The organism is Streptomyces monashensis, assembly GCF_001866665.1.
Taxonomy (GTDB): domain Bacteria; phylum Actinomycetota; class Actinomycetes; order Streptomycetales; family Streptomycetaceae; genus Streptomyces; species Streptomyces monashensis.
On sequence record NZ_MLYO01000052.1, the window covers coordinates 1 to 24,009 of the forward strand.

General features: G+C 68.8%; 26 protein-coding genes. 8 read left to right on the forward strand and 18 right to left on the reverse strand.

Annotation, left to right across the window (positions count from 1 at the left end):
• The 10 genes from cysS to BIV23_RS28945 form a co-directional block, all read right to left on the reverse strand.
• The coding region (gene cysS, locus BIV23_RS28900; RefSeq protein WP_071383923.1) for a cysteine--tRNA ligase at nucleotides 1–1,257 on the reverse strand (1,257 nt) is incomplete at its 3' end.
• Nucleotides 1,258–1,525: 268 nt separating this feature from the next.
• Nucleotides 1,526–3,271 (reverse strand): ABC transporter ATP-binding protein, encoded by a 1,746-nt coding sequence (locus BIV23_RS28905; protein WP_071383924.1) that lies wholly within the window; start codon nucleotides 3,269–3,271, stop codon nucleotides 1,526–1,528.
• Nucleotides 3,268–3,582, reverse strand: coding sequence for a BTB/POZ domain-containing protein (locus BIV23_RS52290; RefSeq protein WP_071383925.1), 315 nt, complete (start codon nucleotides 3,580–3,582; stop codon nucleotides 3,268–3,270). The genes BIV23_RS28905 and BIV23_RS52290 overlap by 4 nt, the downstream gene beginning before the upstream one ends.
• Nucleotides 3,583–3,617: 35 nt before the next feature.
• Nucleotides 3,618–4,562 (reverse strand): hypothetical protein, encoded by a 945-nt coding sequence (locus BIV23_RS28915; protein WP_071383926.1) that lies wholly within the window; start codon nucleotides 4,560–4,562, stop codon nucleotides 3,618–3,620.
• Complete coding sequence (locus BIV23_RS28920) at nucleotides 4,559–5,182, reverse strand: flavoprotein (RefSeq protein ID WP_071383927.1); 624 nt, start codon at nucleotides 5,180–5,182, stop codon at nucleotides 4,559–4,561. Before BIV23_RS28920 ends, BIV23_RS28915 begins: the two co-directional genes overlap by 4 nt.
• Nucleotides 5,175–6,161 carry an LLM class flavin-dependent oxidoreductase gene (locus BIV23_RS28925; protein ID WP_071383928.1) on the reverse strand — a complete coding sequence of 329 codons (987 nt, stop codon included), beginning with the start codon at nucleotides 6,159–6,161 and terminating at the stop codon, nucleotides 5,175–5,177. Before BIV23_RS28925 ends, BIV23_RS28920 begins: the two co-directional genes overlap by 8 nt.
• Nucleotides 6,162–6,169: 8 nt before the next feature.
• Nucleotides 6,170–6,964: an ABC transporter permease gene (locus tag BIV23_RS28930; protein ID WP_071383929.1), complete on the reverse strand. Its 795-nt coding sequence runs from the start codon at nucleotides 6,962–6,964 to the stop codon at nucleotides 6,170–6,172.
• The gene (locus BIV23_RS28935) at nucleotides 6,964–7,833 is read right to left on the reverse strand and encodes an ABC transporter ATP-binding protein (protein ID WP_071383930.1); all 870 of its coding nucleotides are present in this window, start codon (nucleotides 7,831–7,833) and stop codon (nucleotides 6,964–6,966) included. The genes BIV23_RS28930 and BIV23_RS28935 overlap by 1 nt, the downstream gene beginning before the upstream one ends.
• Nucleotides 7,826–9,127 (reverse strand): M16 family metallopeptidase, encoded by a 1,302-nt coding sequence (locus BIV23_RS28940; RefSeq protein WP_071383931.1) that lies wholly within the window; start codon nucleotides 9,125–9,127, stop codon nucleotides 7,826–7,828. The genes BIV23_RS28935 and BIV23_RS28940 overlap by 8 nt, the downstream gene beginning before the upstream one ends.
• Nucleotides 9,124–10,398 (reverse strand): M16 family metallopeptidase, encoded by a 1,275-nt coding sequence (locus BIV23_RS28945; RefSeq protein ID WP_071383932.1) that lies wholly within the window; start codon nucleotides 10,396–10,398, stop codon nucleotides 9,124–9,126. Before BIV23_RS28945 ends, BIV23_RS28940 begins: the two co-directional genes overlap by 4 nt.
• Before the next feature lie 284 nt (nucleotides 10,399–10,682).
• Here BIV23_RS28945 and lxmK point away from each other — a divergent pair, with 284 nt between their 5' ends.
• From lxmK to BIV23_RS28970, 5 genes are all read left to right on the forward strand, one after another.
• Nucleotides 10,683–11,741, forward strand: a complete 1,059-nt coding sequence (lxmK, locus tag BIV23_RS28950) for a class V lanthionine synthetase subunit LxmK (protein WP_071383970.1) — start codon at nucleotides 10,683–10,685, stop codon at nucleotides 11,739–11,741.
• Nucleotides 11,738–12,715 (forward strand): T3SS effector HopA1 family protein, encoded by a 978-nt coding sequence (locus tag BIV23_RS28955; protein WP_071383933.1) that lies wholly within the window; start codon nucleotides 11,738–11,740, stop codon nucleotides 12,713–12,715. The genes lxmK and BIV23_RS28955 overlap by 4 nt, the downstream gene beginning before the upstream one ends.
• Nucleotides 12,712–13,017: a helix-turn-helix domain-containing protein gene (locus BIV23_RS28960; protein WP_143079127.1), complete on the forward strand. Its 306-nt coding sequence runs from the start codon at nucleotides 12,712–12,714 to the stop codon at nucleotides 13,015–13,017. Before BIV23_RS28955 ends, BIV23_RS28960 begins: the two co-directional genes overlap by 4 nt.
• Before the next feature lie 211 nt (nucleotides 13,018–13,228).
• Entirely contained in the window at nucleotides 13,229–13,411 is a 183-nt protein-coding gene (locus BIV23_RS28965; RefSeq protein WP_071383935.1) for an LxmA leader domain family RiPP, read from the forward strand.
• A gap of 64 nt (nucleotides 13,412–13,475) precedes the next feature.
• On the forward strand, nucleotides 13,476–13,664 hold the full coding sequence (locus BIV23_RS28970) for an LxmA leader domain family RiPP (protein ID WP_071383936.1): 189 nt from the start codon (nucleotides 13,476–13,478) through the stop codon (nucleotides 13,662–13,664).
• A gap of 148 nt (nucleotides 13,665–13,812) precedes the next feature.
• On the opposite strand, the gene BIV23_RS28975 is transcribed toward BIV23_RS28970, so the two are convergent.
• Together BIV23_RS28975 and BIV23_RS28980 are read right to left on the reverse strand one after the other, a co-directional pair.
• On the reverse strand, nucleotides 13,813–14,148 hold the full coding sequence (locus BIV23_RS28975) for a winged helix-turn-helix domain-containing protein (protein ID WP_071383937.1): 336 nt from the start codon (nucleotides 14,146–14,148) through the stop codon (nucleotides 13,813–13,815).
• A 6-nt stretch (nucleotides 14,149–14,154) separates the two neighbouring features.
• A complete protein-coding gene (locus tag BIV23_RS28980; RefSeq protein WP_143079128.1) occupies nucleotides 14,155–14,580 on the reverse strand; it encodes a hypothetical protein in 426 nt (141 codons plus the stop codon).
• Nucleotides 14,581–14,912: 332 nt separating this feature from the next.
• On the opposite strand from BIV23_RS28980, the gene BIV23_RS52295 reads away from it, so the two are divergent.
• Both BIV23_RS52295 and BIV23_RS46980 read left to right on the forward strand, forming a co-directional pair.
• On the forward strand, nucleotides 14,913–15,311 hold the full coding sequence (locus BIV23_RS52295; protein WP_245790689.1) for a helix-turn-helix domain-containing protein: 399 nt from the start codon (nucleotides 14,913–14,915) through the stop codon (nucleotides 15,309–15,311).
• A gap of 339 nt (nucleotides 15,312–15,650) precedes the next feature.
• Nucleotides 15,651–16,133, forward strand: coding sequence for a peptide deformylase (locus BIV23_RS46980; protein WP_245790683.1), 483 nt, complete (start codon nucleotides 15,651–15,653; stop codon nucleotides 16,131–16,133).
• Here BIV23_RS46980 and BIV23_RS28985 read toward each other — a convergent pair.
• Both BIV23_RS28985 and BIV23_RS28990 read right to left on the reverse strand, forming a co-directional pair.
• A complete protein-coding gene (locus BIV23_RS28985) occupies nucleotides 16,108–17,991 on the reverse strand; it encodes a potassium transporter Kup (RefSeq protein ID WP_245790684.1) in 1,884 nt (627 codons plus the stop codon). The two genes, BIV23_RS46980 and BIV23_RS28985, sit on opposite strands and share 26 nt — an antisense overlap.
• 386 nt (nucleotides 17,992–18,377) lie before the next feature.
• The gene (locus tag BIV23_RS28990) at nucleotides 18,378–18,581 is read right to left on the reverse strand and encodes a hypothetical protein (protein ID WP_143079129.1); all 204 of its coding nucleotides are present in this window, start codon (nucleotides 18,579–18,581) and stop codon (nucleotides 18,378–18,380) included.
• A 442-nt stretch (nucleotides 18,582–19,023) separates the two neighbouring features.
• Here BIV23_RS28990 and BIV23_RS28995 point away from each other — a divergent pair, with 442 nt between their 5' ends.
• The gene (locus tag BIV23_RS28995) at nucleotides 19,024–19,902 is read left to right on the forward strand and encodes a sigma-70 family RNA polymerase sigma factor (protein ID WP_071383971.1); all 879 of its coding nucleotides are present in this window, start codon (nucleotides 19,024–19,026) and stop codon (nucleotides 19,900–19,902) included.
• 40 nt (nucleotides 19,903–19,942) lie between these two features.
• Here BIV23_RS28995 and BIV23_RS29000 read toward each other — a convergent pair whose 3' ends face one another.
• From BIV23_RS29000 to BIV23_RS29015, 4 genes are all read right to left on the reverse strand, one after another.
• On the reverse strand, nucleotides 19,943–20,299 hold the full coding sequence (locus tag BIV23_RS29000; protein ID WP_071383972.1) for a YciI family protein: 357 nt from the start codon (nucleotides 20,297–20,299) through the stop codon (nucleotides 19,943–19,945).
• Nucleotides 20,300–20,833: 534 nt separating this feature from the next.
• Nucleotides 20,834–22,042, reverse strand: coding sequence for an amidohydrolase family protein (locus BIV23_RS29005; RefSeq protein WP_107471290.1), 1,209 nt, complete (start codon nucleotides 22,040–22,042; stop codon nucleotides 20,834–20,836).
• Nucleotides 22,039–23,220, reverse strand: a complete 1,182-nt coding sequence (locus BIV23_RS29010; protein ID WP_143079130.1) for an MAB_1171c family putative transporter — start codon at nucleotides 23,218–23,220, stop codon at nucleotides 22,039–22,041. The genes BIV23_RS29005 and BIV23_RS29010 overlap by 4 nt, the downstream gene beginning before the upstream one ends.
• The gene (locus BIV23_RS29015) at nucleotides 23,217–23,588 is read right to left on the reverse strand and encodes a hypothetical protein (RefSeq protein ID WP_245790685.1); all 372 of its coding nucleotides are present in this window, start codon (nucleotides 23,586–23,588) and stop codon (nucleotides 23,217–23,219) included. Before BIV23_RS29015 ends, BIV23_RS29010 begins: the two co-directional genes overlap by 4 nt.
• Between the last annotated feature and the right edge of the window lie 421 nt (nucleotides 23,589–24,009).

Genomic DNA, 24,009 nt, shown 5'->3' on the forward strand with positions numbered 1-24,009 from the left:
GCCGTGCAGGTCCTCGCTGCGGTCGGACTCGCCCGCCCACCGCTCGTCGAGCGGGTCGAGGCCGAGGACGCCGAGCATGGCCCGCACCTCCGCGAGCCGGGCCACCGCCGCGTCCTTGTCGTCGGCGGCCAGCGCGCTGTTGCCCTGCCGGACCGTGGTGTGCACGATCGCCAGGGCCTGCGGCACACCCAGGTCGTCGTCCATCGCCTCGGCGAACGCCGGCGGGACCTCGCCGGCCGGCTCGACGCTCTTGCCGGCCAGCTCCACCACCCGCTGCACGAAGCCCTCGATCCGCGCGAACGCCGACTCGGCCTCGCGCAGCGACTCCTGGCTGTACTCGATCATCGAGCGGTAGTGCGGGGTGCCCAGGTAGTAGCGCAGCACGATCGGCCGCCACACCTTGACCATCTCCGACACCAGCACGCTGTTGCCCAGCGACTTGGACATCTTGTCGCCCGCCAGGGTGACCCAGGCGTTGTGCACCCAGTACCGGGCGAACTCGTCACCGTAGGCCCTGGCCTGGGCGATCTCGTTCTCGTGGTGCGGGAAGATCAGGTCCAGTCCGCCGCCGTGGATGTCGAACGCACCGCCCAGGTACTTGTGGGCCATCGCCGAGCACTCCAGGTGCCAGCCCGGACGGCCCGCGCCCCACGGCGTCGGCCACACCGGCTCGCCCGGCTTGGCCGCCTTCCACATCGCGAAGTCGCGCGCATCCCGCTTGCCGGTCTCGCCCTCGCCGGACGGCTGGAGCAGGTTGTCCAGCTCCTGCCGCGACAGTGCCAGGTACTGCGGGAAGGAACGCACGTCGAAGTAGACGTTGCCGTCCGCGGCGTAGGCGTGCCCGCGCTCGATGAGACGCTGCATCATCTCGACCATCTCGGTGATGTGGCCGGTGGCACGCGGCTCGTAGGTCGGCGGGAGGCAGCCCAGCGCGGTGTAGCCGTCGTCGAAGGCGCGCTCGTTCTCGTAGCCGATCGACCACCACGGGCGGCCCTGCTCACGGGACTTCGCGATGATCTTGTCGTCGATGTCCGTGACGTTGCGGACGAACGTCACGTCATAGCCGCGGTACGTGAACCAGCGGCGCATGATGTCGAAGTTGAGCCCCGAGCGGATGTGCCCGATGTGGGGCGGTGCCTGCACGGTGGCGCCACACAGGTAGATCGAGACACAACCCGGCTCGAGCGGGGTGAAGTCACGGATCTGCCGGGCGCTGGTGTCGTACAGGCGAATGGTGGTTCGCGGGTCGCGGTGCATGTGCGGGGACTCCTTGGACCGTTTGGCTGCGGTGCCCGGTTTGGGCGGGTGCCAGAGCCAGGGGTTCACAGGCTGACGCGTACGTGGCCGTCCGCAAGGGTTCGGTGCTGCGGCAGTTCGTCGACGAGTGGCGAGGCGAGGCGGCACCGCCTTTGGCTGTGCGGTGGATCGGTGATGGTGGTCCGGCGACGGTGGGTGCTGCAGATGGTCTTGAGGCAGGAGTTGTCAGACCGGACCGGCAGGCCGCTCGCGCGGTCTGCCGGCGCCGTCAGGCGGCCTGCATCTGCTGGCTGTTGACTAGGTCCCGGTAGGGAGAGCAGCGGTCCATGAGCGTCTGGTGGGTGCCGGCGTCGGTGAGGGTGCCGTTGGTCAGCATCACCACGTGGTCGGCATGCTGCACGGTGGACAGTCGGTGGGCTACGACCATGACGGCTCGGGTGGTCGCCAGGTCGTCGACGACTTGCCGGAACCGCTTCTCGTTGATGCTGTCCATCTGCGAGGTGGGCTCGTCCAGCAGCACGATGTCGGCGTCCGTGAGCAGGGCCCGTGCCAGGGCCAGGCGCTGGCGCTGCCCGCCGGAGAGATCGTTCTCCCGTCCCAGCGTGGTGTCGAGCCCGTCGGGCAAGGAGGTGAGGTCCTGCAGCAGCCCGACCGCTTCCAGGGCGGTGGCCAGCTCCTCTTCGGAGGCTGGCTCGGCGCGGCCGAGCTGGAGGTTGTCGCGGACGGTCCCCTCCAGCAGAGTGAACTGCTGATCGACGTAGGCGACGCGGCTGCGCAGCTCTTCCAGCGGCCAGTCGGTGATCGCGTGGCCCAGGATGTTGATCTTTCCGTCGTCGGGGTGCATGAACCGGTCGATGAGCGTCAGGCAGGTCGACTTTCCTGCGCCGGACGGGCCGACAAGGGCGGTCAGACCGGTACGCGGCGCGGTGAAGGTGACGCGGTCGAGAACCGGAACGCCGGTGTAGGAGAAGGAGACGTCTTCGAAGGTGACGGCGGCCGTGCCGGGGCGGGGCTGCGGCGCGCTGAGACCGGGCTGGGCGCCGGCGGTCTCCTGCGCGAGGTCGAAGAACTCGTTGAAGCGGGTGCGGGCAGCGAGACCGGCCTGGAGGCGGCCGATACCGGTGGCGACGACGGTGACGGGAGAGACCAGCTGAAGGAGGTAGAGCAAGAAGGCCGCGAAGCTGGGGACGGACAGATCGCCGCTGGCTATGCGGGCGCCACCGCCGATGATGACTCCGACCAGGGCGACCTGCTGGCCCAGCTGCATCACGGGGGTGATCCACATCTGCAGGCGGGCTCCGACCAGGGAGGTGCCGGTGAGTTGCTGCGCGCTTTCGCCCAGCCGGCTGGCAGAGCGTCCCTCGGACCGGAATGCCTTGATGGTGGGCAGGGCCGCGAGGTAGGCGGTGAAGCGCTGGGCGAGCTCGCCCACGGCGTCCTGCTGTTCGACGATGTTGCGGCGTACGCGGATCAGTACCCAGCCGATCGCTGCACCGGCGAGGGCGAAGGAGCCCACGGTGATCAGGACCAGCAGCCAGTCGAGTACTGCCATGACGACGAGGGTGAAGACCACGGTCAGGGCGGCCAATGGCAGTTGGACGACCCCGATGTCGATGACGGCGCGCAGCAGCATGGCGTCGGAGGTCACGCGGGCGACCAGATTGCCCGCGCCCTGGGCCCGGACCGTGCTCATGGGCAGACGCAGGCTGTGCTCCATGACGCGCTGGCGCAGCCGCAGGACCATGAACTCGCCGATGCGGGAGAGCAGGTAGCTGGAGGCTGCCGCGGCTGCGGCGGATCCCAGTGCGGCTGCCGCCATGAGGATCACGGGCCGGGTGATCGTTTCGTTCTGGCCGAACGTGCTGATGATGTCTTTTACGAGCAGCGGTACGGCCAGCGTGCCGGCTGTGGCGACGAGGGCGAGCAGCAGGGCTGCACCGAGTTGGAGTCGGTTCTGCCGCAGCAGGTCCGCACCGATGCGGACCTGCTGCGAAGCGGCGTGAGAGGTGGTCACCTGGCTGCTGCCTTCTTGGCTATTTCCACTGCGGTCGCCAGCGACAGTTCCGGCTTGGCGTCGCGCAGTGCCTTGGTGGCGCGCACCTCGTGCTTGGCGTCGACGCCAGCGGCGGCCAGGACTCCCAGGGCCCATTCCGTCTGCAGGTCCTCCTCGGAGGAGGGGAGGTTACGAAGAAGGTCCAGGGCGTGCTGCAGGCCCGGCACCAGCGCGGGGTCGGCGTCGGCCAGGGCCTGCTCGATCTGGGTGCAGGCGACGTCGACGTCGCGGATGACGGTCACGTTGCCGCGGCGGATGAAGAGGGAAGACATGTCTACTCCTGACGTAGGAACGGCTTGTGGTGCGTTTACCAGGGATGGAGCGTGCTGGCCCCCTGATCATCTATCAAGTCGGCGATGTGACCGGCATAGAGCAGGAGCTCGGGGTGCCAGCCGACGAAGGCGGCGAAGTCGTGGACGTGGGTGAGGGTCCGTAGGACTGCTGCTCGTGCCATGGCGGTGCCGTCCACGACCGGGCCGTAGGCGGCGAGGAAGTGGTCGCGGGCCTCGCCCAGCAGAGGTTGGGGCTTGTTGGTGACGGTACTGAGCATCTGGAACTCGGCCAGCTCGCCGAGCAGCCACCCGGCATCGAACTCGCCCTGTCCGCCGGCGGTGTCCTCACCGGCAAGGATCACGGCGCCCTGGTCAGGGGAGTCGGCCATGACGATCTGTCCGAGACCGAAAGCGCCGTGCAGGGTGACCGCGGCAGCACCGGGGTGCTCCACAGCAGCTCGGCACCACTGGCGTGCCTCGTCCCAGCGGGAGGCACCAAGGTGGTGGGTCATCCGCTGGTGCAGAGCGGCGGCGGCCCGCGGGCCGGTCCCGGTATCCAGCCAGGCCAGCAGCCGGGCCGGGCCCGGGGCGGGGTCCGGAGCGGTAGAGGGGTGGGCGTGGCGGTGGAGAGCGCGCAGCGCGTGCCCGGCATCGCTCATGGCGCGCAGCAACTGGTCGCGCTGTTGCGCGGTGAGGGTACAGGACAGCAGGCCGGCGGCGGTCATGGAGCCGGGCACCAGGTAGGTGAGGGCGCCGTCGGAGCCGGTGGCGGATGTGGGAGTGGCGAACCGCACGGTGCCGTGGGCCGCGGCCGAGGCCTGCCGCCGGAAAGCGGTGGTGGGCTGGCGCAGCGGGACTGTCCGGTCAGGCCCGGGGCGACGCTGCCAGGCGTAACGCCCCGGGGAGAGAGCGCTGATCCGGGTGTGCAGGTATCCGGTGCCAAACTCCTGCTGCGTCCGGCCCGTGGCCGGGGCGCTCACACCGTTTCCTTCGGCTGTTCGGCGTCGGTCATCGACCGGCGCAGGTTCTCCAAGGCGTGGATCGCGGTGGGCAGTGTCGCCGCTGAGGTGCTGGGCTCACCGGTGGTCAGGCTGAAGCCCGGCTTGGGCGGCACCACGACCACGTTCGGCCGCTCCGACAGCTGGTGCACGTGGCGGCGGTAGGCGGGAGAGGTCTCGCCGCCTGGCGGCGGAGCCGGGGCGACGGCGATCGCCACGGACGTGCATTCCAACGCCAGGAGCAGAGGGGTGTCGGCGAGGCCGAGGGCGAAGCGGGCGGTGAAGTGGAAGGTGGAGGGGTGCACCAGGACGGTGTCGGGCCAGCGGGACAGCTCCACGTGCGTGGCGCTTTCGGGGTTGTCGGGCCACACGTCCTGGATGGGGGGCCGGCCGCCGGTCACGGCTACGGCGGTGGATCCGACGAAGTGGTTCGCCGACCGGGTCAGGGCGCAGCGGACTTCCAGCTGCGGGTACGTCTCGCGCAGCCAGTGCAGCCACATGGGCAGGAACATGGTGCCGATGCTGCCGGTGGCGATGTAGAGGAGGCGGCGGCCGCCGAAGACCGGCGGTGTGCCCTGCTGAGGCGCGGTGGTCTCAGACATGGGTGTCCTCGTCCACGGCCGCAAGGATGGCGGTGAGGTCGCGCAGGGCGGCTCCGGGGCCTTCGGTGAGCCACACTCCGCCCACGTTGACGATGACCTCGTGCACGCCGTGGCGGTGAAGGTCGGCGAGCTGGGCGGCGATTTCCTGCGGTGATCCGGAGACGAACACGCCGGACTTCACCAGTTGCTCGGCGCCCTGGAGCGGCTCGGCTGGGTCGGCGGGCACCCCGCCCTGGCGCAGCATGTCGGTGTAGTGCTGGCTGGCCAGGTGCGGGCCGACCGCGGTGTACGCGGCCTGAACGAGGTCGCGGCCGGGCCGCGCCACCGCGGCGTGCACGACCGAGGCGACGCGCGGCGGCGTCCGGCCGGCGGCCTGTGCGCTGGCGGTCATCTCCGGAATGAGGGTGTCCCGGATGTAGGCGGGCGGGGCAAGCCAGGTGATCGCGACATCCGCGGCCCGGCCGGCGGCGCGAGCCATGGCGGGGCGCAGTACGCCGAGCCCGACCTCCACCTGCGGGTGGGGGAACTCCGTGAGCTCCGCTCCGGTTGTGGTGAACGTCCCGGCTGTGGAATGTGCGGCCTGTCCGTCCAGCAGCGACCGTACGGTGCTGACGTACTCCCGCACGGTGCTGACCGGCCGGTTGCGGGTGGCCGGGGAGACGGTGCTCTGGAATTCGCTGCTGCCGGGGCCGATGCCGGCCACGTAGGGGTGGCCGGAGAGGGCGGCCACGGACCGGGCGGACACGGCTGCCTGGTAGGGGTGCTGCAACGGGGAGAGGACGACGCCGGAACCGAAGGGAATGCGCAGGCCCATCCCGGCGAGGGCAGCGAATACGTGGTGGGTCTCCAGGTGCAGGGACTGGCCCATCCACATCCGGCCGCTTCCGCGCTGCTGCACCAGCCGGGCGAACGGGACGGCTGCGCCGACGTCCGCGGCCTGGACGGGGAACATCACGCTGGTCACTGTGGGAGAAGACATGTGTGCCTCTACTTCGCGGGACCGGTGGACAGTTCACGGCGGCGGGCCAGGGAGCTTCCCGACTCGCGGTGCGTCGTGCGCTGCAGCAGCCATGCGGCCAGGAGGCTGCCCAGGACCGCCCAGGCGAGGAAGATACCCAGCGCCGGCAGCTGCCAGCCGCCGTGCGCGCCAGAGGTGAGAGCCTCTCGTACGCCTTGGGCCATCCACTTCAGGGGGAAGGATTCGGCCACCACCTGCAGCCAGCCGGGCAGCAGCGACAGCGGGAAGAAGACGCCGGAGATGGCCAGCAGTCCGTAGACGGGGAACATGACCATGGCCAGGGCCTCGCGTGCGTTGGGCAGCACGGCGCCGATGAGCAGGCCCAGCGGTGCCGTCGCGGCGAAGCCGGCCACAAGGACCCAGATCAGGGTGAGCCAGGCGGTCACGGTGCCCGGCAGGCCGCTGTGGTTGATGCCCGCCCCCAGGAAGAGCAGGAGGAGGGAGGAGGTGAGGGCTACGCACGTGATGAAGAGGATCTTCCCGGTGACGTAGGCGAGCAGCCCGCTGGGCAGGCCGCGGACCCGCAGCAGGGTTCCGTCCATCTTGTCGCTGGCCAGGGCCTGCGGGAGCGAGGTCAGCGCTGTCAGGACGGACAGCGAGGCGATGCCGCCGGCGATGACGAGCTGTGCCTGCTGGTGGCGCCAGTTCGCGATGAGCACGAACATGACGACGGTGAAGAGGTAGTTGGAGACGTCCTTGGAGGACCGCACCAGGTGCCGGAGCTCGATCGTGCCGCGGCGCATTCCGTTGCTGATTGCTTCCATCACGCTTGCGCTCCTTCGGTGCGTACGAGACCGAGGTAGGTGTCCTCCAGGGACGGCCGGATCACCTCGAGGTCGGGGATGGGGCCGCCGAATTTCTCATGGAGTTCCCACACCAGTTGGGAGGGGTCGTGCGTGGCCTGGCTCTGGGCGGCGCCTTCGGCGGTCCACCGCACCTGTGCGGACGCCTGCACCTTGTGTGCCAGCTGTGTCGGTGTGCCGCAGGCGACGAGGCGGCCGCGGATCAGGATCGCGGTGCGGTCCGCGAGCCGTTCGGCCTCTTCCAGGTCGTGCGTGGTGAGCAGGATCGTCATTCCGGCGTCCTTCAGGCTCAGGATGAGCTCGTGGAAGGTGCGTCGGGCCTGGGGATCGAAACCGGTCGTCGGCTCGTCGAGGAAGAGCAGCTCGGGGCGGCCGATGATGCCCAGGGCGACATCCACGCGGCGGCGCTGGCCGCCGGAGAGCCTGCCCAGCTCCTGGTCCGCCTGCTCCTTAAGGCCCACCAGCTCCAGCAGTTCATGGGGCGCGTAGGCGTGCGGGTAGTAGCCGGCGAAGTGCACCATGAGTTCCCGCACTCGCCAGCGGGCGTGGTCGCGCCAGGACTGCATCACCACGCCCACCCGGCGGCGCCATGCGTCGTCGACCGCTGAGGGATCGGCGCCCAGCACCCGCACCTCGCCGGCGGAGCGCTTGCGGTAGCCCTCCAGGATCTCCACGGTGGTGGTCTTGCCGGCTCCGTTGGGGCCCAGCAGCGCGAAGAGCTCGCCTCGTTGGATCGTCAGGTCGATGCCGTGCAGCACATCATGTGAGCCGTAGGACATGCGCAGGTCGCTGACGGATACGGCCGCGTCGGCCGGTGTGTTCTCAGTCATTTCCATCATCTGGGCCGCTCATCTCGAAGTTCTTCAGGTCGCCGACGATGACGCCGCCGAACCGGGCGGGGGCGTAGAACGTGCCGGCCGCCTGCTTCACCTCGGCTGCGCTGACGTCCTGAAGGCGCCGGGCGAAGGTGACCAGCCAGTCCAGGGGCTGGCCGAGGGTGAGGTGGGACAGGAGGGTGGAGGCCAGGCCGCTCTGGGAGGCCAGGGACAGGGCGGTGACCCCCGTCATGTAGCGCAGTGCCGCGTCAATCTCCTGCCTGGTCGGTCCCTCGTGCGCGAAGCGGTCCAGCTCGCGCAGGAGCTTTCGCAGGGCGGGGCCGGTGGCGGTGGTGGCCGTGTCCGCCTCTATGCCGATCAGCAGGCGGTCGAGGTGGTCGGTGAAGGCCGACTCCACGCGGTAGGCGAGCCCGAGCTGTTCGCGCAGGACGGACACCAGCCGGGAGGAGAAGTAGCCGCCGAAGGCGACCGAGGCGAGGGACAGGGCCGGGAACTGGGGGTGCTCGCGGTCGATTCCCGGCGCCGCCAGCCGCAGATGGGTCTGCACCCAGCCGGACTGCTGCTCGTGCTGCAGTGCCGGCGTGGCCGGAGCGGGGCAGTTGGCTGCCCGGGTGTGCTTGTCACCGGCGCCCGGCTCCCAGCTGCTCAGCCGCCTCTGCAGCATCTGAACGGCGGTTTCGGGGTCGAGGTCGCCGACGACGACCAGCATCGCCTGCTGCGGACGCACCAGCCGGCGGTGGACGGCGGCGACCTCCTGCGCAGCGATCTCGCGCAGATGGGCGGGCGAGGCCAGCGGAAGCAGAGGCAGAGGCACGGTGCCGTACAGGTGCCTCAGCAGGGCCTGTTGTGAGACCTGGCCCGGCTGGGCGGCGGCGAGCTGTGCCTGCCGGATGACCTTGTCGCGCGCTTCGTCGGTGCCGGCCGGCGATGGTGCGGAGGGTGTGAGGGTCTGGGCCAGGGTGTCGGCCAGCAGCGGCAGCCGGGAGGCCGGGCAGGTGGCGCTGAGGCCCAACCATGCGCCGCGCCGTGAGGAGTTCAGGCTCCCGCCGATGTGCTCAAGGCGTTCGCCGGCCTGGGAGCGGTTGGGCAGGGCGGCGGTGAGCACCTCCAGCGCGGCGAGTTCGTGCTCGTCCGTGGGGTGGACCGGCAGTGCCAGGTGGGCCTGGACCAGGGGGACCGAGGGCAGCCGGCAGGCCACGACACGCAGCCCGTTGGGCAGCGTCGTGTCGGTGGTGGGCGGCAGGGTGACCTTGGGGGGTGCGCCCAGCGGGGGCAGAGTGCGGTTCACCGGTTGCCTCCTTCGGCCAGCAGGGACAGCAGGGCGGGCTGCTGCTCGCGCAGCTGTGCTGCGGCAGCGATGACCTGCGATGTAGTGATGCCGGCCGCCAGGTCGGGGAGCGTTGCGCCCAGGTCGGGCCGGCCGAAGAGCAGTTCACGTGCGCCCATTTGGCGGGTGCGGGCCAGCAGGGAGTCCAGCGTCTGGAGGAGGCGGCTGGCGGTGATCGCGACAGCCCTGGCGACGTCGTGCTCGTCCACTTTTCCGTGCGTGATGTCGGCGAGTGCGGCATCGACGCTCTGTGCGATCTGCTGCGAGGAGACCTGCGGCGGGTGGGTGGCGACGATGATGAAGGTGTCCGGGTCGCGTGCCTGCAGGGGGCCGAACAGGCCGCAGCCGGAGCTGACGTCGACAGCCATGGCGGCCAGCGCCTGCTTCAGCGGGGCTTGTTCACCGGCGGTCAGCAGGGTCGAAAGCACCATGTGTGCGACGTAGGCATCGAGCTCCGTGCAGGGGTCGGGCAGCCGGAAACCGAGAGCGGTCGCCGGGCGGGGTGCGAAGGGGTCATGGACGGTACCGCGCAGCGGTCCGGGACGCCGCGGCTCGGCCAGCGGCACGGTCGTGGGCGCCGGCCGGCTGGGCACCGCGTCGAACTGCCGGGCAGCGGCATCGATCGCCTGCTGCGGGTCGATGTCTCCGCACAGCGTGAGAACGGCGTTGCCCGGCACGTAGTGGGCGGCGAAGAAATCGGCGCACTCGGCGACCGTCGCCCTGTCCAGGTCCACGAAGTCGCCGTAGCCGTTGTGGGCGTTGGCCCACCTCTCGTACAGCACCGAGGGCAGCACCGTCCAGGGGAACCCGCCGTAGGGGCGGTTGTCGACGTTGAGCCGGATCTCTTCCTTGACGACGTTCCGCTGCGTGTTCAGGTTCGTCTCGGTGACGTCCAGGGATGCCATGCGGTCCGCCTCCAGGAACAGGACGCGTTCCAAAGCGGCGGCCGGCACCACTTGGTGGTAGTCCGTGTAGTCCGGGTATGTGCTTCCGTTCACCACCCCGCCGGCTCCTTGCACCAAGGAGAAGTGCTCCCCTCTTGCAACATTCCGACTCCCCTGGAACATCATGTGTTCAAAAAGGTGCGCGAACCCGGACCGCCCATAGGGTTCGGATCGAAATCCGACGCCATAGTGAACGGCCACTCCGACTGCGGGAACACCTGGCACGGACTGAGCTACCACGCGGAGCCCGTTGGGCAGGGTCGCACGCTGCGGAGACGTTTTCGGCATGCGAACCACTGTAGAGTTCGACGGCCGCCCGGGAAACGAGTTCTTTTCTGTCGGACGTACCCGGACTCCACCTCGGGACGGAGAACATGCAGGTGAGAGCCTTGCGAGGTACGCTCGACCTCTCCGTCGGGGGCCTCAGAAAAAATAAACCGTAACTTTCAGGATTGCTCACATATCGCCCCCTACTTAAACTCCTCATCGTGACATCTCCATCTGAAAGCAATACGGATAAGACGGGCGAGAGAGTGGAATTCATCCCCGTCTCGCTGGAACGGTTCCCGGAAGTGGATGCCCTCTTGGGCAGGCTGGGTCTCGGCGTCTACGAAGCCGATACTGTGACCTCGTTTGTCGGCCGCAACGACAACTGGTCCGGCACGACCACCACGGGTGCGCAAGTATTCGTGAAAAAACTGGGAGACACGACTGCTGCACAGAATTTCCAGCGCATCACCGTATTCGAGGAACTAGCCGCCAAGCGCCCATCGCGCCGCCTGCGCACCCCGGCGCTGCTGGGCACCGACCCCGAACACCATCTGGTGGCCTTCGAGCTGCTGTCTGACGTCACCACCGGAACCGAACTCGCCGCGGACGACGCCTTCGACGAGGGACTGTGCCGGCAGGCGGCTCAGGCGCTCGCCGTCATTCACCGGCTCCCCGCCGACCAGGCGGCCCTCGACACCTCGCCGCACCCGCTGCCGCCCCTGGGCGGACTGCGCGGACTGTCCCTGGACTACTTCGTCGAACGCAGCTTCGCCGAGATCGAGACCTGGCAACTGCTCCAGAACGACCCGCAGGTGATCGACGCCCTCCACCACCTGCGCGACAGCGAGGACAGCGCCGTCCTCTGCCCCATCCATGCCGACGTACGGCTGGACCAGTTCCTCGTGAACGGCTCCACGCTGTACATGACCGACTTCGAGGAATTCCGCCTCGGCGACCCCGCCCGCGACATCGGGGGCTTCATCGGGGAGTGGCTCTTCCGGGCCATCCACGGCATCCCGAAGTCCATCAGCGACGGCGCCGACTTCGGCCACACCGCCACCCACGACGAGATCCTCGCCCACGGTGTCACTGAACTCGCCCGGCTGCGCCCGCTGATGGCCGCGTTCTGGAACAGCTACCTGCACGCCGCCAAGCCCTCCGCTCGGCATGTCCCGGGGCTCGCCACCCGGTCGGCCGCCTTTGCCGGGTGGCACATGATCGACCGGATGATCGCCCATGCTGTCGCCGCCGTACGCCTCTCCCCCGCTCACCGGGCCGCCGCCGGCATCGGCCGCACCATCCTGCTGTCCCCCAGCGACTTCACCGCCACTCTCGGACTTGAAGGCAGAGCCGCAGCATGAGCACCTTCCACCTCGCCCCGCGGATCGCCGCATCCCTCGCTGACATCCACGTCGAGCCCGGAGGGCTCAAGGCCGTAGCGGGCAAGGACACCTTCGAAGGCGACAGCGCTCCCGTCGTGGCCAAGAAGCTCGCCGCCGGCCTCTACCAGACCCTGCACGTGGGCCGCAGCGAGGCGCTGACCTCCCGGCCCCGCAGCTACCGCGACCGGGACCTGGATCACCTCCTGGCCGGCGCGATGCCGCACGAGCGCACCCGGACCCAGGCCCTGCTCCAGGCTTATCGCCCGGAGCGCAACGAGGCGATCGTCGAGCTGGACGGCCTTCGGGTACGGATGCCGCCCGAGGCCGTGATCACGCCGCTTCCCGAAACGCTGCCCGGACCTGTGACGGTGACCCTTCCCGCCGCCCGCCCCGGTCTCTCCCCCGGCTTCTTCCTGGCCGACGGCAGCCTGGGCAAGGAACGCAGCGGTGACATGCTGCGCCTGTACGTCCATCTCACGCGTCCCGAAGCAGCTCCTGACGCCTGGCACACCGTGCTGACGTATCTGGAAAAGGCCGGCCTGCCCTACCGGGCCAAGATCTCTTCTTCTCCGCATCTGTACCCCCGGCGGGACGCATTCGTGGTCTATCTCGGTCCTCGTGCCCAGCACGCCGTCCCCGCGCTGGCCGAGCAGTTGAAGGGCCTGGACGGCATGGGAGAGTCCACCTCCCCCTTCGCCCGCGAGGTGGCTCCCGGTATCGGTGTGGCCTGGGAGCCCGCCGACCGCCGGGCCGGCCACAAGGGACAGAGCTTCGGTGAGCACCGCACCGCGATCCTTGCCGAGGCGCTCGTCCAGCACGCCCTGCTTCCGGACGAGGACCGGACGGAAGCGGCAGAGATGGTCGCGAGTGCCTTCCTCGACGCCTCCATCGATCCGCTGGATCCGGCGCGCAACCTCGACTCGCCCCCGATGCCGGCCCTGTCAGCGGCGTGACGACCGCAATCCCGCAGGAGGTCAAGGCGGATACGGTCCTGCGGGTGCTGCGGGGACAGACACGGGCGCGTGCTGCTGCGCGTACGTTGGGTGTGCCCGAGGCGTGCGTCGAGTCCTGGATCCGGTGCTATGTCCACGCCGGCTCCCGCCAGTTGTCCGGCAGCACGGCCGCATCCCCGGGCCTGGAACGGGCCCTCGCCCAGGAGCAGCAGATGCGGTCGGCGCTGGACGAAGCACTCGAAGACCTGGCCGTGCTCAACGAGGTGCTGCGGCTGACCGCACGTGCGCAGAAACCGGAATGAACCCATCCGCCTGCTCGCATTCTTTTCCTCTGCAGTTAAAAACCCCAGGTGGGAGCGCCAATGAGGGCAAGCCACCGGTTCTTTTCTTCCTCGCCCGGCCTCACCCCGCGTGGTCAACTTCTTTCCGCCAGGCGGTTGGCCGGATACCGGCCGGGCCCCTGGATCGCTTTCGTCGCCCGGCCACCGGGCGGCTCTTTCTGAAGGAGTTCACGTGAACACTGCCGACCAGCTCATCGCCGGTTACACCGCCTACACCTCCGCCGAGGAGTTCGGCGTCACCGCCGAGGGCGACGCCCCGGCCACCACGCCGGTCACCGTGACCACGGTCTCGTCGCCCGAGTGCGTCCAGGTCAGCATCACGGTCGTCGGCACGACGATCTCCGGCAACTGCTGACCCACCTCACTACCGCTAGCTAGCTCCGCCCGGTCACCGGGCGGCTCTTTCTGAAGGAGTTCACGTGAACACTGCCGACCAGCTCATCGCCGGTTACACCGCCTACACCTCCGCCGAGGAGTTCGGCGTCACCGCCGAGGGCGACGCCCCGGCCACCACGCCGTCGATCCTGGTGTCGATCGACATGTCGTCCGCGGCCTGCGGCGCGACCATCGGCTACAGCATCTCCAAGACCGTCAACGGTGGCTGCTGACCGCTGCAACGCCGGCTTCGGTCAGTTCGCGGATGTCTTCGCGAACTGAGGAATCGAAGCCCGTCACATCTCCCCGATGTGGCCTTCTTGCCCGCGCGCCGGGCGAACCGGTAGGTGCCCGTATACAGGACGGGCACCTACCGGCGTTTTAGGCGTCGGGCGCGGTGGCGGCCGTTTCGTGCCGCCGGCCCTGCTCGACACTCGTGTCCACCAGCGCGTTCAGTGCGGCGAGGTGCTCCTGAAGAGCCTTCCTGCCGTCGGGCGTCAAAGACAGCCAGGTACGCGGCCGCCTGCCAAAGTACCCCTTGCGCACCTGCACGTATCCGGCGCTCTCCAGCGCTGTGACCAGCTTGGAGAGCGTAGCGGCTGACGCGCCGCAGTACTCCTGGACCGCCTTGAACTCGGCCTCCATGCAGCCGGAGAGGAAGGCGACGATGGCCAGACGCGTGGGGTGGTGGATCTGCTCATGCAGTTTCCCTGACATCGATCCTCACGCCTTGCGTGCGCTGGCCAGGCGGATCCAAGCGACAGCACCCAGACCGCAGCCCAGCACGATGAGGAACCAGGGGCCGCCGACTGCCACGTTGACGAGCACCGCGGCAATAGCGACAAGGGACATCGGAGCGCTGTTCTTCCAGCGGTCGGCCTTGTCAGCACCTCCCGACCAGGCCATGACGCCGCTGCGGCGCGCGGCCACCACAGGCACCGCGACGGCCGCGACGATCAGAAGGAGAGCGACCGCGCGGATCGCCCACTGCCAGGAGTGCACCTCATCGGCCAGGCCGAGCGCCGACAGTCCGATGGCGAAGCCGAGTCCGACGAAGGGCGGGTGCCACGCCGCGACAGGACGCGCCTGGGCAGCCGTTCGCGAGGCAGCGGCCGTGTCCAGCGCCGCACGGGCGTCGTACGTGTTCATCGCGTTCATCCTCCATCAGAAGCGTTGCTGCAAGGGTGACATATAGTTTCCAGGTAGGCAACTGATTGGCTGGAGGCAATATTTTGCAAGCTATAGAACTCATGGGCTGTGCAACTGGCGTGCGAATGTGATGTGATCGTTCACAGAGAGGGGCGCTGACGCAGACCAGGGCGGTTGGCCGGTCGAGAGCGCACGGGGGCTCGCATGGGGGAGTGCAGCGACGCGCTGCACCCTCCTCGCAACCTCGCTCGACACACGGCTGCACCCGCCGCATCAGCCCCCGGTCGAAAGAGCTACTAAGGGGGAGTACACCCATGCCTCGTCCGCCGGCCATGCCGCCAGATGAGAAGGTTCAGGTGGTTCTCGCCGTACTGTCCGGACAGACCACGGTGTCCCAGGCAGCCCGGGAAGCCAACGTCACAGAGCAGTCGATAGGCAACTGGCGACGCCAGTTCATCGCCGCAGGACAACGCGGCCTCGAAACCGGGTCGGCAAAATCGCAGCGCGAGGAGCAACTCCTCGACGAGATCAACGCACTCAAGGCAGCGCTGGGCGAAGCATTCCTCCAGCTCAAAGCAGGACGCTCCGCATTGGACCCGCGAGCGGTCCCTACACAGACCTCGAGGCCATACGGACTGCGCGGGGGCTCAGCGTTTCGAGGTTCTGCCACATCATTGGAGTCCCCCGACAGACGTACACAAGCCAGCGCAATGCGCTTCGGCGCCGCCTGATACCTGACCCGTAACAACGCTTTCGCATACCGCTGCTCTGAAATCACCGAGAAGGCCACCCCGCGCAGGCCAGGACGGGCCACGCCCGACTGACACCACGCCGGCCATCTGAACCAGAGCACACCGAATACCAGCAGCTCCCCGGCCACCCCCGTCCGGGGAGCTGCTTCCTTCTGGACGACCCTCGCCTGCGCCACCACCGAGTCTTCTTGGCCCCTCTCTCCTGGCCGCAAGCTCGCTCTGGCAGCACCGCGAGCGGTCGATCGAGGCCCTTGCGACCTGAGGTGAGGACACCACCGGGCTGGAGGCATCGGCCAGGTCCATCCCTTCGCCAAGGGCATGGGCATCGCCGCCCCGCAGTCCGGCATCGCCCGCGCAGCCGCCGTCGTCCGGCCTCCCGACGACGCCCCTGCCGTCATCCTGAACCCCCGGATCACCGACCGCTCCGAGGAGACAGACGAGCAGCACGAGGGCTGCCTCAGCTTCTTCGACGTACGCGGCCTCGTCCCCCGTCCACTGAAGATCACAGTGGAGGCCACCGCTCTGAACGGCGAGACCACAAGCACGGTGTACGAACGCGGCCTCGCCCGCCTTATCCACCACGAAATCGATGTCACCTCGACGGCCTGCTGTACACCGCCCGGATGCGCACCGGGGTCGATCCGATCCCGGTGGAGAAGTACAGGCAGACAGGCCGAGCCTGGGCGTACGGGTAGGCTCCTGCTGGCGAATCCGGGCGCCGAACAGTCGATGGTTCGGCTGCCGTTCCCCCCTTTGCCTCTGGCGTCCGCCCCACCTACACCTCGATGTGTGAGCCCATGATCACCGTGCGGTCGCGGGGCAGGCCGAAGTACTCGGCGGCGTCGGCCGTGATGTAGGAGGTGGCGATGAACAGCCGTTTGCGCCAGGGCGCCATCGTCGGTGCCTTCCCGCGTCGCAGCTCGATCTTCGACAGGAAGTAGGACGCCTGGTCGAGGTGCAGCGGCCCTTCGGTCTGGGCCGGGTCGAGCATCGCCAGTGTGCCGGGCACGTCCGGTGTCTCCATGTAGCCGAACCGGGCGGTGACGTGGATGATCCCGTCGTCGGTGTAGCCGAGGTCGTCCACGGAGAGCCGCTGGTCGGCCGGGACGCGGGGCACGGGCTCGGTCTCGATGGACAGGATCACGACGTGGTCGTGCCGCACATGGTTGTGTGTGACGTTGGCCCGCATGGCCAGGGGGGCGCTCTGCTTGCCCCGGTTGAGGAAGACGGCCGTACCGGGGACCCGGATCGTCGATACCTCTCCCGTGCGAAGGCGGTCGACGAACTCGGGCAGCGGGCCTTCCTCGCGTGCCCGTTCCGCGGTGACCAGTTCGCGGCCACGCTGCCAGGTCGTCATGACGGTGAACGCCGTCAGACCGATCAGCAGCGGCAGCCACGCGCCGTGGACGAGCTTGGTCAGGTTGGCCGCCACGAACAGGAGGTCCACGAAGAGCAGCACGGTCGCGCCGATGACGATCAGCCACGCGGGCGTACGCCACTTCGCGCGGGCGACGTAGAAGAACAGCAGGGTGGTGATGGTGATGGTGCCAGTGACCGCCATGCCGAACGCGAAAGCCAGGGCTGTGGAGCTGCGGAAGGCGAAGACCAGAGTGAGGACCGAGACCATCAACAGCCAGTTGATCCAGGGGACGTAGATCTGGCCGATCGTGGATTCGGAGGTGTGGGCAATGCGCAGCCTCGGCAGGTAGCCGAGCTGAGCGGCCTGGGAGGTGACCGAGTACGCGCCGGTGATCACCGCTTGGGAGGCGATGACGGTGGCAGCCGTGGCCAGCACGACCATCGGCCACTGACCCCAGTGGGGCACGAGCAGGAAGAACGGGCTGCTGATGTTGTGCGCATTGGCGAGGATCAGGGCGCCCTGGCCGAGGTAGCTCAGGATGCACGCAGGGAAGACGAGGAACAGCCAGGCGCGGGTGATCGACCGGCGACCGAAGTGCCCCATGTCGGCGTAAAGCGCCTCAGCGCCGGTGACCGCGAGCACGACCGCGGCCAGAGCGAAGAAGGCGGTACCGAAATGACCGAGCAGAAAGCTTCCGGCGTACGTCGGTGACAGCGCCTTGAGGATGGCCGGGTGGTCGGCGATGCCAGCGACGCCGCAGGCGCCGATGGCCACGAACCAGACGATCATGACCGGTCCGAACACCCGGCCCACTGCTGCGGTTCCTCTGCGCTGCACCACGAACAGAACCACGATGATCACTGCTGTGATCGGCACGACCGCGCTGCCCAGCGACGGCTGGACGACCTTGAGCCCCTCGACCGCGGACAGCACCGAGATCGCCGGGGTGATCATGCTGTCGCCGAAGAACAGCGACGCGCCGAAAATGCCCAGTGCGGCCAGTACGACCGCGACCCGCCCGCCCTGCTGGAAGCTCCATCGGCGCAGCAAGGTGATCAGCGCCATGATGCCGCCCTCGCCCTCGTTGTCAGCGCGCATCGCCAGCAGCACATAGGTGACCAGGACGATGATCACCACCGACCAGAACACCAGCGACACCACACCGTAGACGTTCTCGGTGCTGACCGGGACGGGGTGCGGGTCGCTCGGGTTGAACACGGTCTGGAGGGTGTAGATCGGGCTCGTTCCAATGTCGCCGAAGACCACGCCGAGGGCACCGATCACCAGCGCGAGACGCACCGAGTCATGCGCGCTCGCCCGAGGAGCTTCTGACGTCTGCGATGGGGATCCGTCATCCGACGCAGGTCCCTGTCGGCTTCCGGCCATGGTGTTCCTCCTCCGTGCGGGCCGCTGAACCGCAGGCCAGGGCATCGGAGCGGACGATACCTATCCCATGGCGCAACCTCGGGTAGGGGGCGCCCCTTTGCCTCGAACGGCGTCTCGCCCCCGACATCGGTGTCGGCTTCGGCATCCGCACCCTGCAAAAACCAAACCGCGCAGGGTGTGGGTTTGATGGCGCTCCTTGAAAGCGGCTCCGTCTCCGCTTCCGTGAAGATGTCGTCCATCGCCTTGCGGGTGCAGATTGGGCACCGGCGACCCTCCAGTGCTCCTCGACGGCGTGAAGGTCAGTGCGGCGTGGCCTCGGCGGTCAGGCTGTGATGCAGGCGTGCGTCGAGGGAGTAGCGGCCGGCGCCTACGAGGAGCAGGAAGGCGCTGCCACACAGCTGGGCGACCTCTACGCGGGACTCGTGGGCGAAGTCCCACCAGTCGGCCTCTCCCTTGAACAACGCCACGTGTCCCCACAGGAGCGGCAGCTTCGTGATCGCCAAGGCGCAGATCATGTCGATCTTGGGCGGCGGTCGAGGGCTGGCTCGGCACCCCGCTCCCCGGTGACTACAAGGCGCTCGTGGCGGCGTACGGTGCGGCCGAGATAGGCGGCCCGGGTGCGGCGATCCGGCTGCACCCGCCCTCACCTCTTGATCGCGGCCGTCGGCTCCGAAGAAACCGCACACAATCCCTTTGAGACGATCGGGCAGCATCTCTAGGGTGCGGACGTGACCATCGAGCTGCCCTTTCGTCCGCTCCTCATCGACCGGGAGGGGCGGCCATCCAACGATGGCCCTGATCAGCGAACTGGCAGCTCAGCACGCCGGAGAGCTGTCCCCGACTCGTTACCTGGCCCTGTGGTGATGAGTTCTCCGTCACTGCCGTCACATCGGCAGCCTCTGGAGGCTCATCCGGGTGAGTCTTGACGATGGGATGGTGTTACTGGTGAACAAGAGCGAGTGGCTGGCCGAGCACTTCGAGCGGGAGCGCCCGCGGCTGCGTGCGGTGGCATATCGGATGCTGGGTTCGGTGGCGGAGGCCGACGACGCGGTGCAGGACGCCTGGCTTCGGCTGAGCCGGTCCGACGAGGAACACATCGACAACCTCAGCGGATGGCTGACCACCGTCGTCGCGCGGGAGTGCTTGCACCAGCTACGGTCCCGACGGCGCCGCCGGGAAGACCCGCTGGTCGAGCACCTGCCCGACCCGGTCGTCCGGGCTGGAGACCCCGACCCCGAGCAGGAGGCGCTGCTCGCCGACGCGGTGGGCCTGGCGCTGCTTGTCGTACTCGAACGGCTTACCCCGGCCGAGCGGTTGGCGTTCGTGCTGCACGACATGTTCGACCTGCCCTTCGACGAGATCGCCCACATCATCGACCGAACCCCCACGGCCGCACGCAAGCTCGCCAGCCGAGCGCGGCGCCGGGTGGGCGGCGCGGAGATCCCCCGGCCCGATCGGGATCTCGCGCGCCAGCGGAAGGTGGTCGACGCGTTCTACGCAGCGGCGCGGACCGCCGATCTCGACGCCCTCGTCCAGGTCCTCGACCCCGATGTCGTGCAGCGCACCGAGTTCGGTGCCACCCGACCGCCAAGCGTCGTCCGCGGTGCGGCGGCGGTGGCCGAGCAGGCCCGTGCGCCCCGCGGTGGCGAACTGCGCCCCGTCCTGGTCAACGGCATGGTCGGCGCGCTGGTCACCCGGAACGGACAACCGTACTCCGTCATGGCCTTCACCGTCACCGACGACAAGATCGTCAGGATCGACGTCATCCACAACGCCGACCGCGTCCGCAGCCTCGCGTCCAGCGTCCTCGGCCAGGCCGAGTGAGCGGCCTGGCCCGGTGCGCCGCGCGCACCGGGCCAGGAACTCACCAGTACCTGGCGGACGGTCGTACTTCGACCGCGCCACCCAGTCGCGCCTGCGGTACGCGCGACGCAATCGCGATCGCGGCATCCAGATCCTCGGCCTCAACCACCAGAAACCCGCCCACCGAGGTGTTGTCGAACGGACCCTCGGTGGTGACGGCCGAACCGTCCTCAACGCGGACGGTCATCGCGTCCTTGGGTAGACCCATCGGCGGCGCACCGGTCACGTTCTCCATCTTGCCGATCGCCGCCCAGTCGGCGTAAGCCGCCTTTCTGTCCTCCTCCGACACCAACTCCGCCTGCAAAGTGCCCGGCAACGGATACGTGCCCTGGTGGATCACCAACACGAACTGCATCATGTCCTCCTCATCGAGTGCGTCCTTCGCACACACCCATGAGCCCGGGCACCACACCGATGTGACCACTCAGGTTGAACTCGTGGAATCCGTCAGCCCGTGACGGTTCTTGATCGCTGCGGTACGACGTCGTCATGCCTGAACCGTGATCTTCCCTCAGCGCGAGCTACACCCTGCGCGGACGGCCCGCCCGAGACATGGCGCGTAGCCGTCAACCCACGCCACTGCGACCAAGGACCGCCCCTGCCAGGCGACTTCACGGCAACCCTGCTCACGTGGTTGCGCGGCGGCCCCGCCGAATCCGGCTTCCCCGGTCTGACCGGCCGGGACCTGCATCCGCTGGACGTCATGTTCTTTGAACCGTTCGGGCCGGGCGCGCCGTGGTGAAGGTCCCTTATCACCACGGGCTGGGGCCTCAGCACCGTTGCGTTAGGGCCATGAGCGGCTTGTGCTGCTGGCACAACGGACAGGGCCACAGCGGTTGCGCAGACCGCGAGCAGCACCGCCCTCACAGCTTCGCCTTACGAGGCGGAGTCGTCAGGACAGAGCTGTGGAGTCCGGGATGTGGAAGCGGCCATCCGCGACCACGAGCCGCACGGCCCGCAGGGCATCCAGGCCGGCCAGAGGGTCGCCGTCGACGACCAGGAGGTCGGCCCGGTACCCCGCGGCAAGGCGGCCCGCCTGATCGCTCAGCCCGAGTGCGGAGGCGGCGTTGACGGTGGCCATGTCGATGACCCGGTCCGGCGGAGTGCCCAAGTACTCGAAGAACTCCATGCTGGAGACCAGTCCGCCGAAGGACGCCCGTGGAACGCCGGCGTCCGTCCCCGCCACGAGCTGGACCCCGCTCTGCGCCATCCGGCGCGCGGAGGCGAACAGTTCGGCGGCCTTTTCCGGGCCGACCCGGTCGGCGAAGGCCCGCCAGTTCGGGTGGTTGGCGAGGCAGACGTGCATCTGCTTGTCGATGATCTGCGCGAGGAGGTCCTCGCGCAGGTCCGAGGTGCCGTCCTCGGCCATCCAGCTGCAGTGCTCGATCGTGTCGACCCCTGCGCTGATCGCGGCGGCGATGCCCTGGACTCCGTGCGCGTGAGCGGCCACCGGCAGTCCGAGCCGGTGCGCCTCTTCCACCACGGCGCACAGTTCTTCGGTGGTGAACTGGGGCTGCCAGATCGACGGGCCGCCGCGGGTCAGGCCTCCGCCGGTCGCCATCACCTTGATGACGTCCGCGCCCTCCTCGGCGTTCTGGCGCACCTTCTGCCGGATCTCGTCCTCTCCCTCGACCTCGCCGCCGAGGAACCAGCAGTGCCCGTTACGGGAGGTCAGTGGCGCACCGGCGGCCAGGATCCGGGGCCCGGTTATGGCGCCCTGGCTGATCGCTTCGCGGAGCCGGACGGCCAGGCCGCCGCGGTCCCCCAGGTCGCGGGCGGTCGTGATGCCGGCGTCGAGCAGTTGCCGGGCCCGGCCAGCCATGCCCAGGAGCAGGGTCATGTCGTCGCTGTCGGTCAGCGTGGTGACCGGGTCCGGGCCTGCGTCGAAGGCCAGGTGGACATGGCAGTCGATCAGGCCGGGCAGCACGGTGGCATCGGGGAACTCCAGTATCCGGCAGTCCGGTTCCGTGTGCGCGAGCACGTCCTTGCGTGTCCCGGCTGCCAGGATGGTGTGGCCCGAGATGAGGACGGCGCCGTCGTCGAGGTGTGTGCTGCTGGGACCGAGCAGGATGCGTCCTGCGGTGATGAGTGTCTGGGTCACGACGTCTCGCTTTCTCGGTCGGATGGTTTGGCCCCGGCACGGACGCGTCGTCGTCTCACCGCGTCCGACAGCTGGGCCAGCTGATGGGCGTCGTCTTCCAGGGTTTGTGTCAGCGGCATCGCGACGGCGACGGCCTGGGCCGGCGCCTCCTGGAGCTGCTTGCTGCGCAGGGCGGCGCAGAGCCGGTCGGCCAGGTCGTCGGCCCACCCCGACTGGTCCTCTGCAAGGACTGTGGTCGGCGCCAGGCGGGGACTGATCCGTACCAGGCCGTCACGGCACTCGATGACTCGGCGGTAGTAGCGCCGGTGCACGCCGAGCGGGAGCAGGTGGTCGCGCCACTGTTTGGTCGGCATCCGGTAGAGGGTGTGCTCGGGGTATGCCTCGTTCAGCATCTGCCACAGCGGGCCCAGGCGGCGGTACATCCGGCGGTGCTGGCGGCGTACCCGCACCACTGCGATGCGGGTGGCGACTCCGGGGTAGCTGACTCCGATGAGGAACAGCGGGACCCCGAGCGCGATGATCACGCTTGAGGCCCAGGTGACGGCCGGGGGCACGGTGCCCCCCTGCGAGCGCACCACGGTCAGCACGGTGCGGATCGTGCAGGACGCGGCCATGGCGCCGATACCGGCTGCGGCCAGCCAGAGGCCGGTTGCCGCCGGCCGCTGTGAGGCCCGGGCGTAGGCGCAGGTCCACCGCAGGGCCATGGACAGGGCGTAGACGAGATACACGTCCGCGACGAGGTAGAAGCTCACCAGAGCTGGATCGCTCAGGTCGGATCGCCGAAAGCCGGCGCCGTGGTCGTGGATGCCTGCCGCGACCGTGGCCGTGACGAGGCCGATCGCGGCGAGGGCCAGCAGGAGTGCCTCTCGGCGGGCGCGTCTGGTGCCCTCGGCCGTGCCGGCGGCGGCCGAGTACAGGTAGAAGCACATCAGCCAGAACACCATGCTGAGCACGAACAGGTTCTGCACCAGCCGGGGGGCTCCCGGCCCGCCCACAGAAGCGATCCAGCCGGCGAAGGGCTCCCTGGCCAGCGTGAAGGAGCAGGCGGCACTGAGCAGGCACAGCGTGACGGCACGCAAGGCCGCGTCACGGGGAGCCTTGACCAGCTGAAAGATCTTCCACCCCAGCGCTGCGACGAACGCCAGGATCATCCCCCACAGGATTGCGGAGAGGATCACAGCCACCCCTGTCTGTCGCCCAGCGCCGTCTGGACCCGCCGTACCGAGGCGTCCGTTGGCTGTGGCGGTGCGACCCGGTTCAGTACCGCGGCCCACTCCAGGATGATGGTGGCGACGAGCTCCGCCTCTCGCTCGTGCTCCTGGTCGTAGGACGTGCGCCGCAGTGCCCTGCGGATCGCTTCGGGTGCGATGTCGGGCATCATCAGGGCCCACAGCTCCTCGTCGCCGTCGTCACCGTCGTGATCGGCGAGGATGTGGCCCACCTCGTGCAGGATGATGTGGTCCTGGTGGGCTTTCGTCGTCTCGCGCTGGTAGACGATGAAGTCGCTGGCACCCGTGGCGATCCAGACCCCGAACGGGCCTGGCACGGGCAAGGAGTAGGGCACCAGGTGAATCGGCCGGCCCCGGCGCTCGCCCAATGCGCGGCACAGGACCTCCACCTGCAGAGGCGGTTGAACGTTGAGGGACTGGAGCTCCCGTTTGCAGCGGCGACGAAGCTGTCGCTCCTTCAACCGTTCCCCCTAGATCGAGGTCGAACTTCCATCGTGCGGCGGCGGCTCATGCGGTAGGGGGACTTCCGTGCTGGTCGGCCACCACAGACCGGATCGTGCCAGTGCCTGGTCAGGGGACGACACAAAATCGTTCAGAAACCGTCTGCTGCTGAACAATAGCGAAGGATTGGCAGGGGTCGGCAAAGGCCCCCGTCAGGCGGGAGCGCGCATCAGGCCTGCGGTCGGCCGAGGCCACCCGTGGAAGAGCGCGGCCCGGATCAGCTGGTCGGTGAGCCTC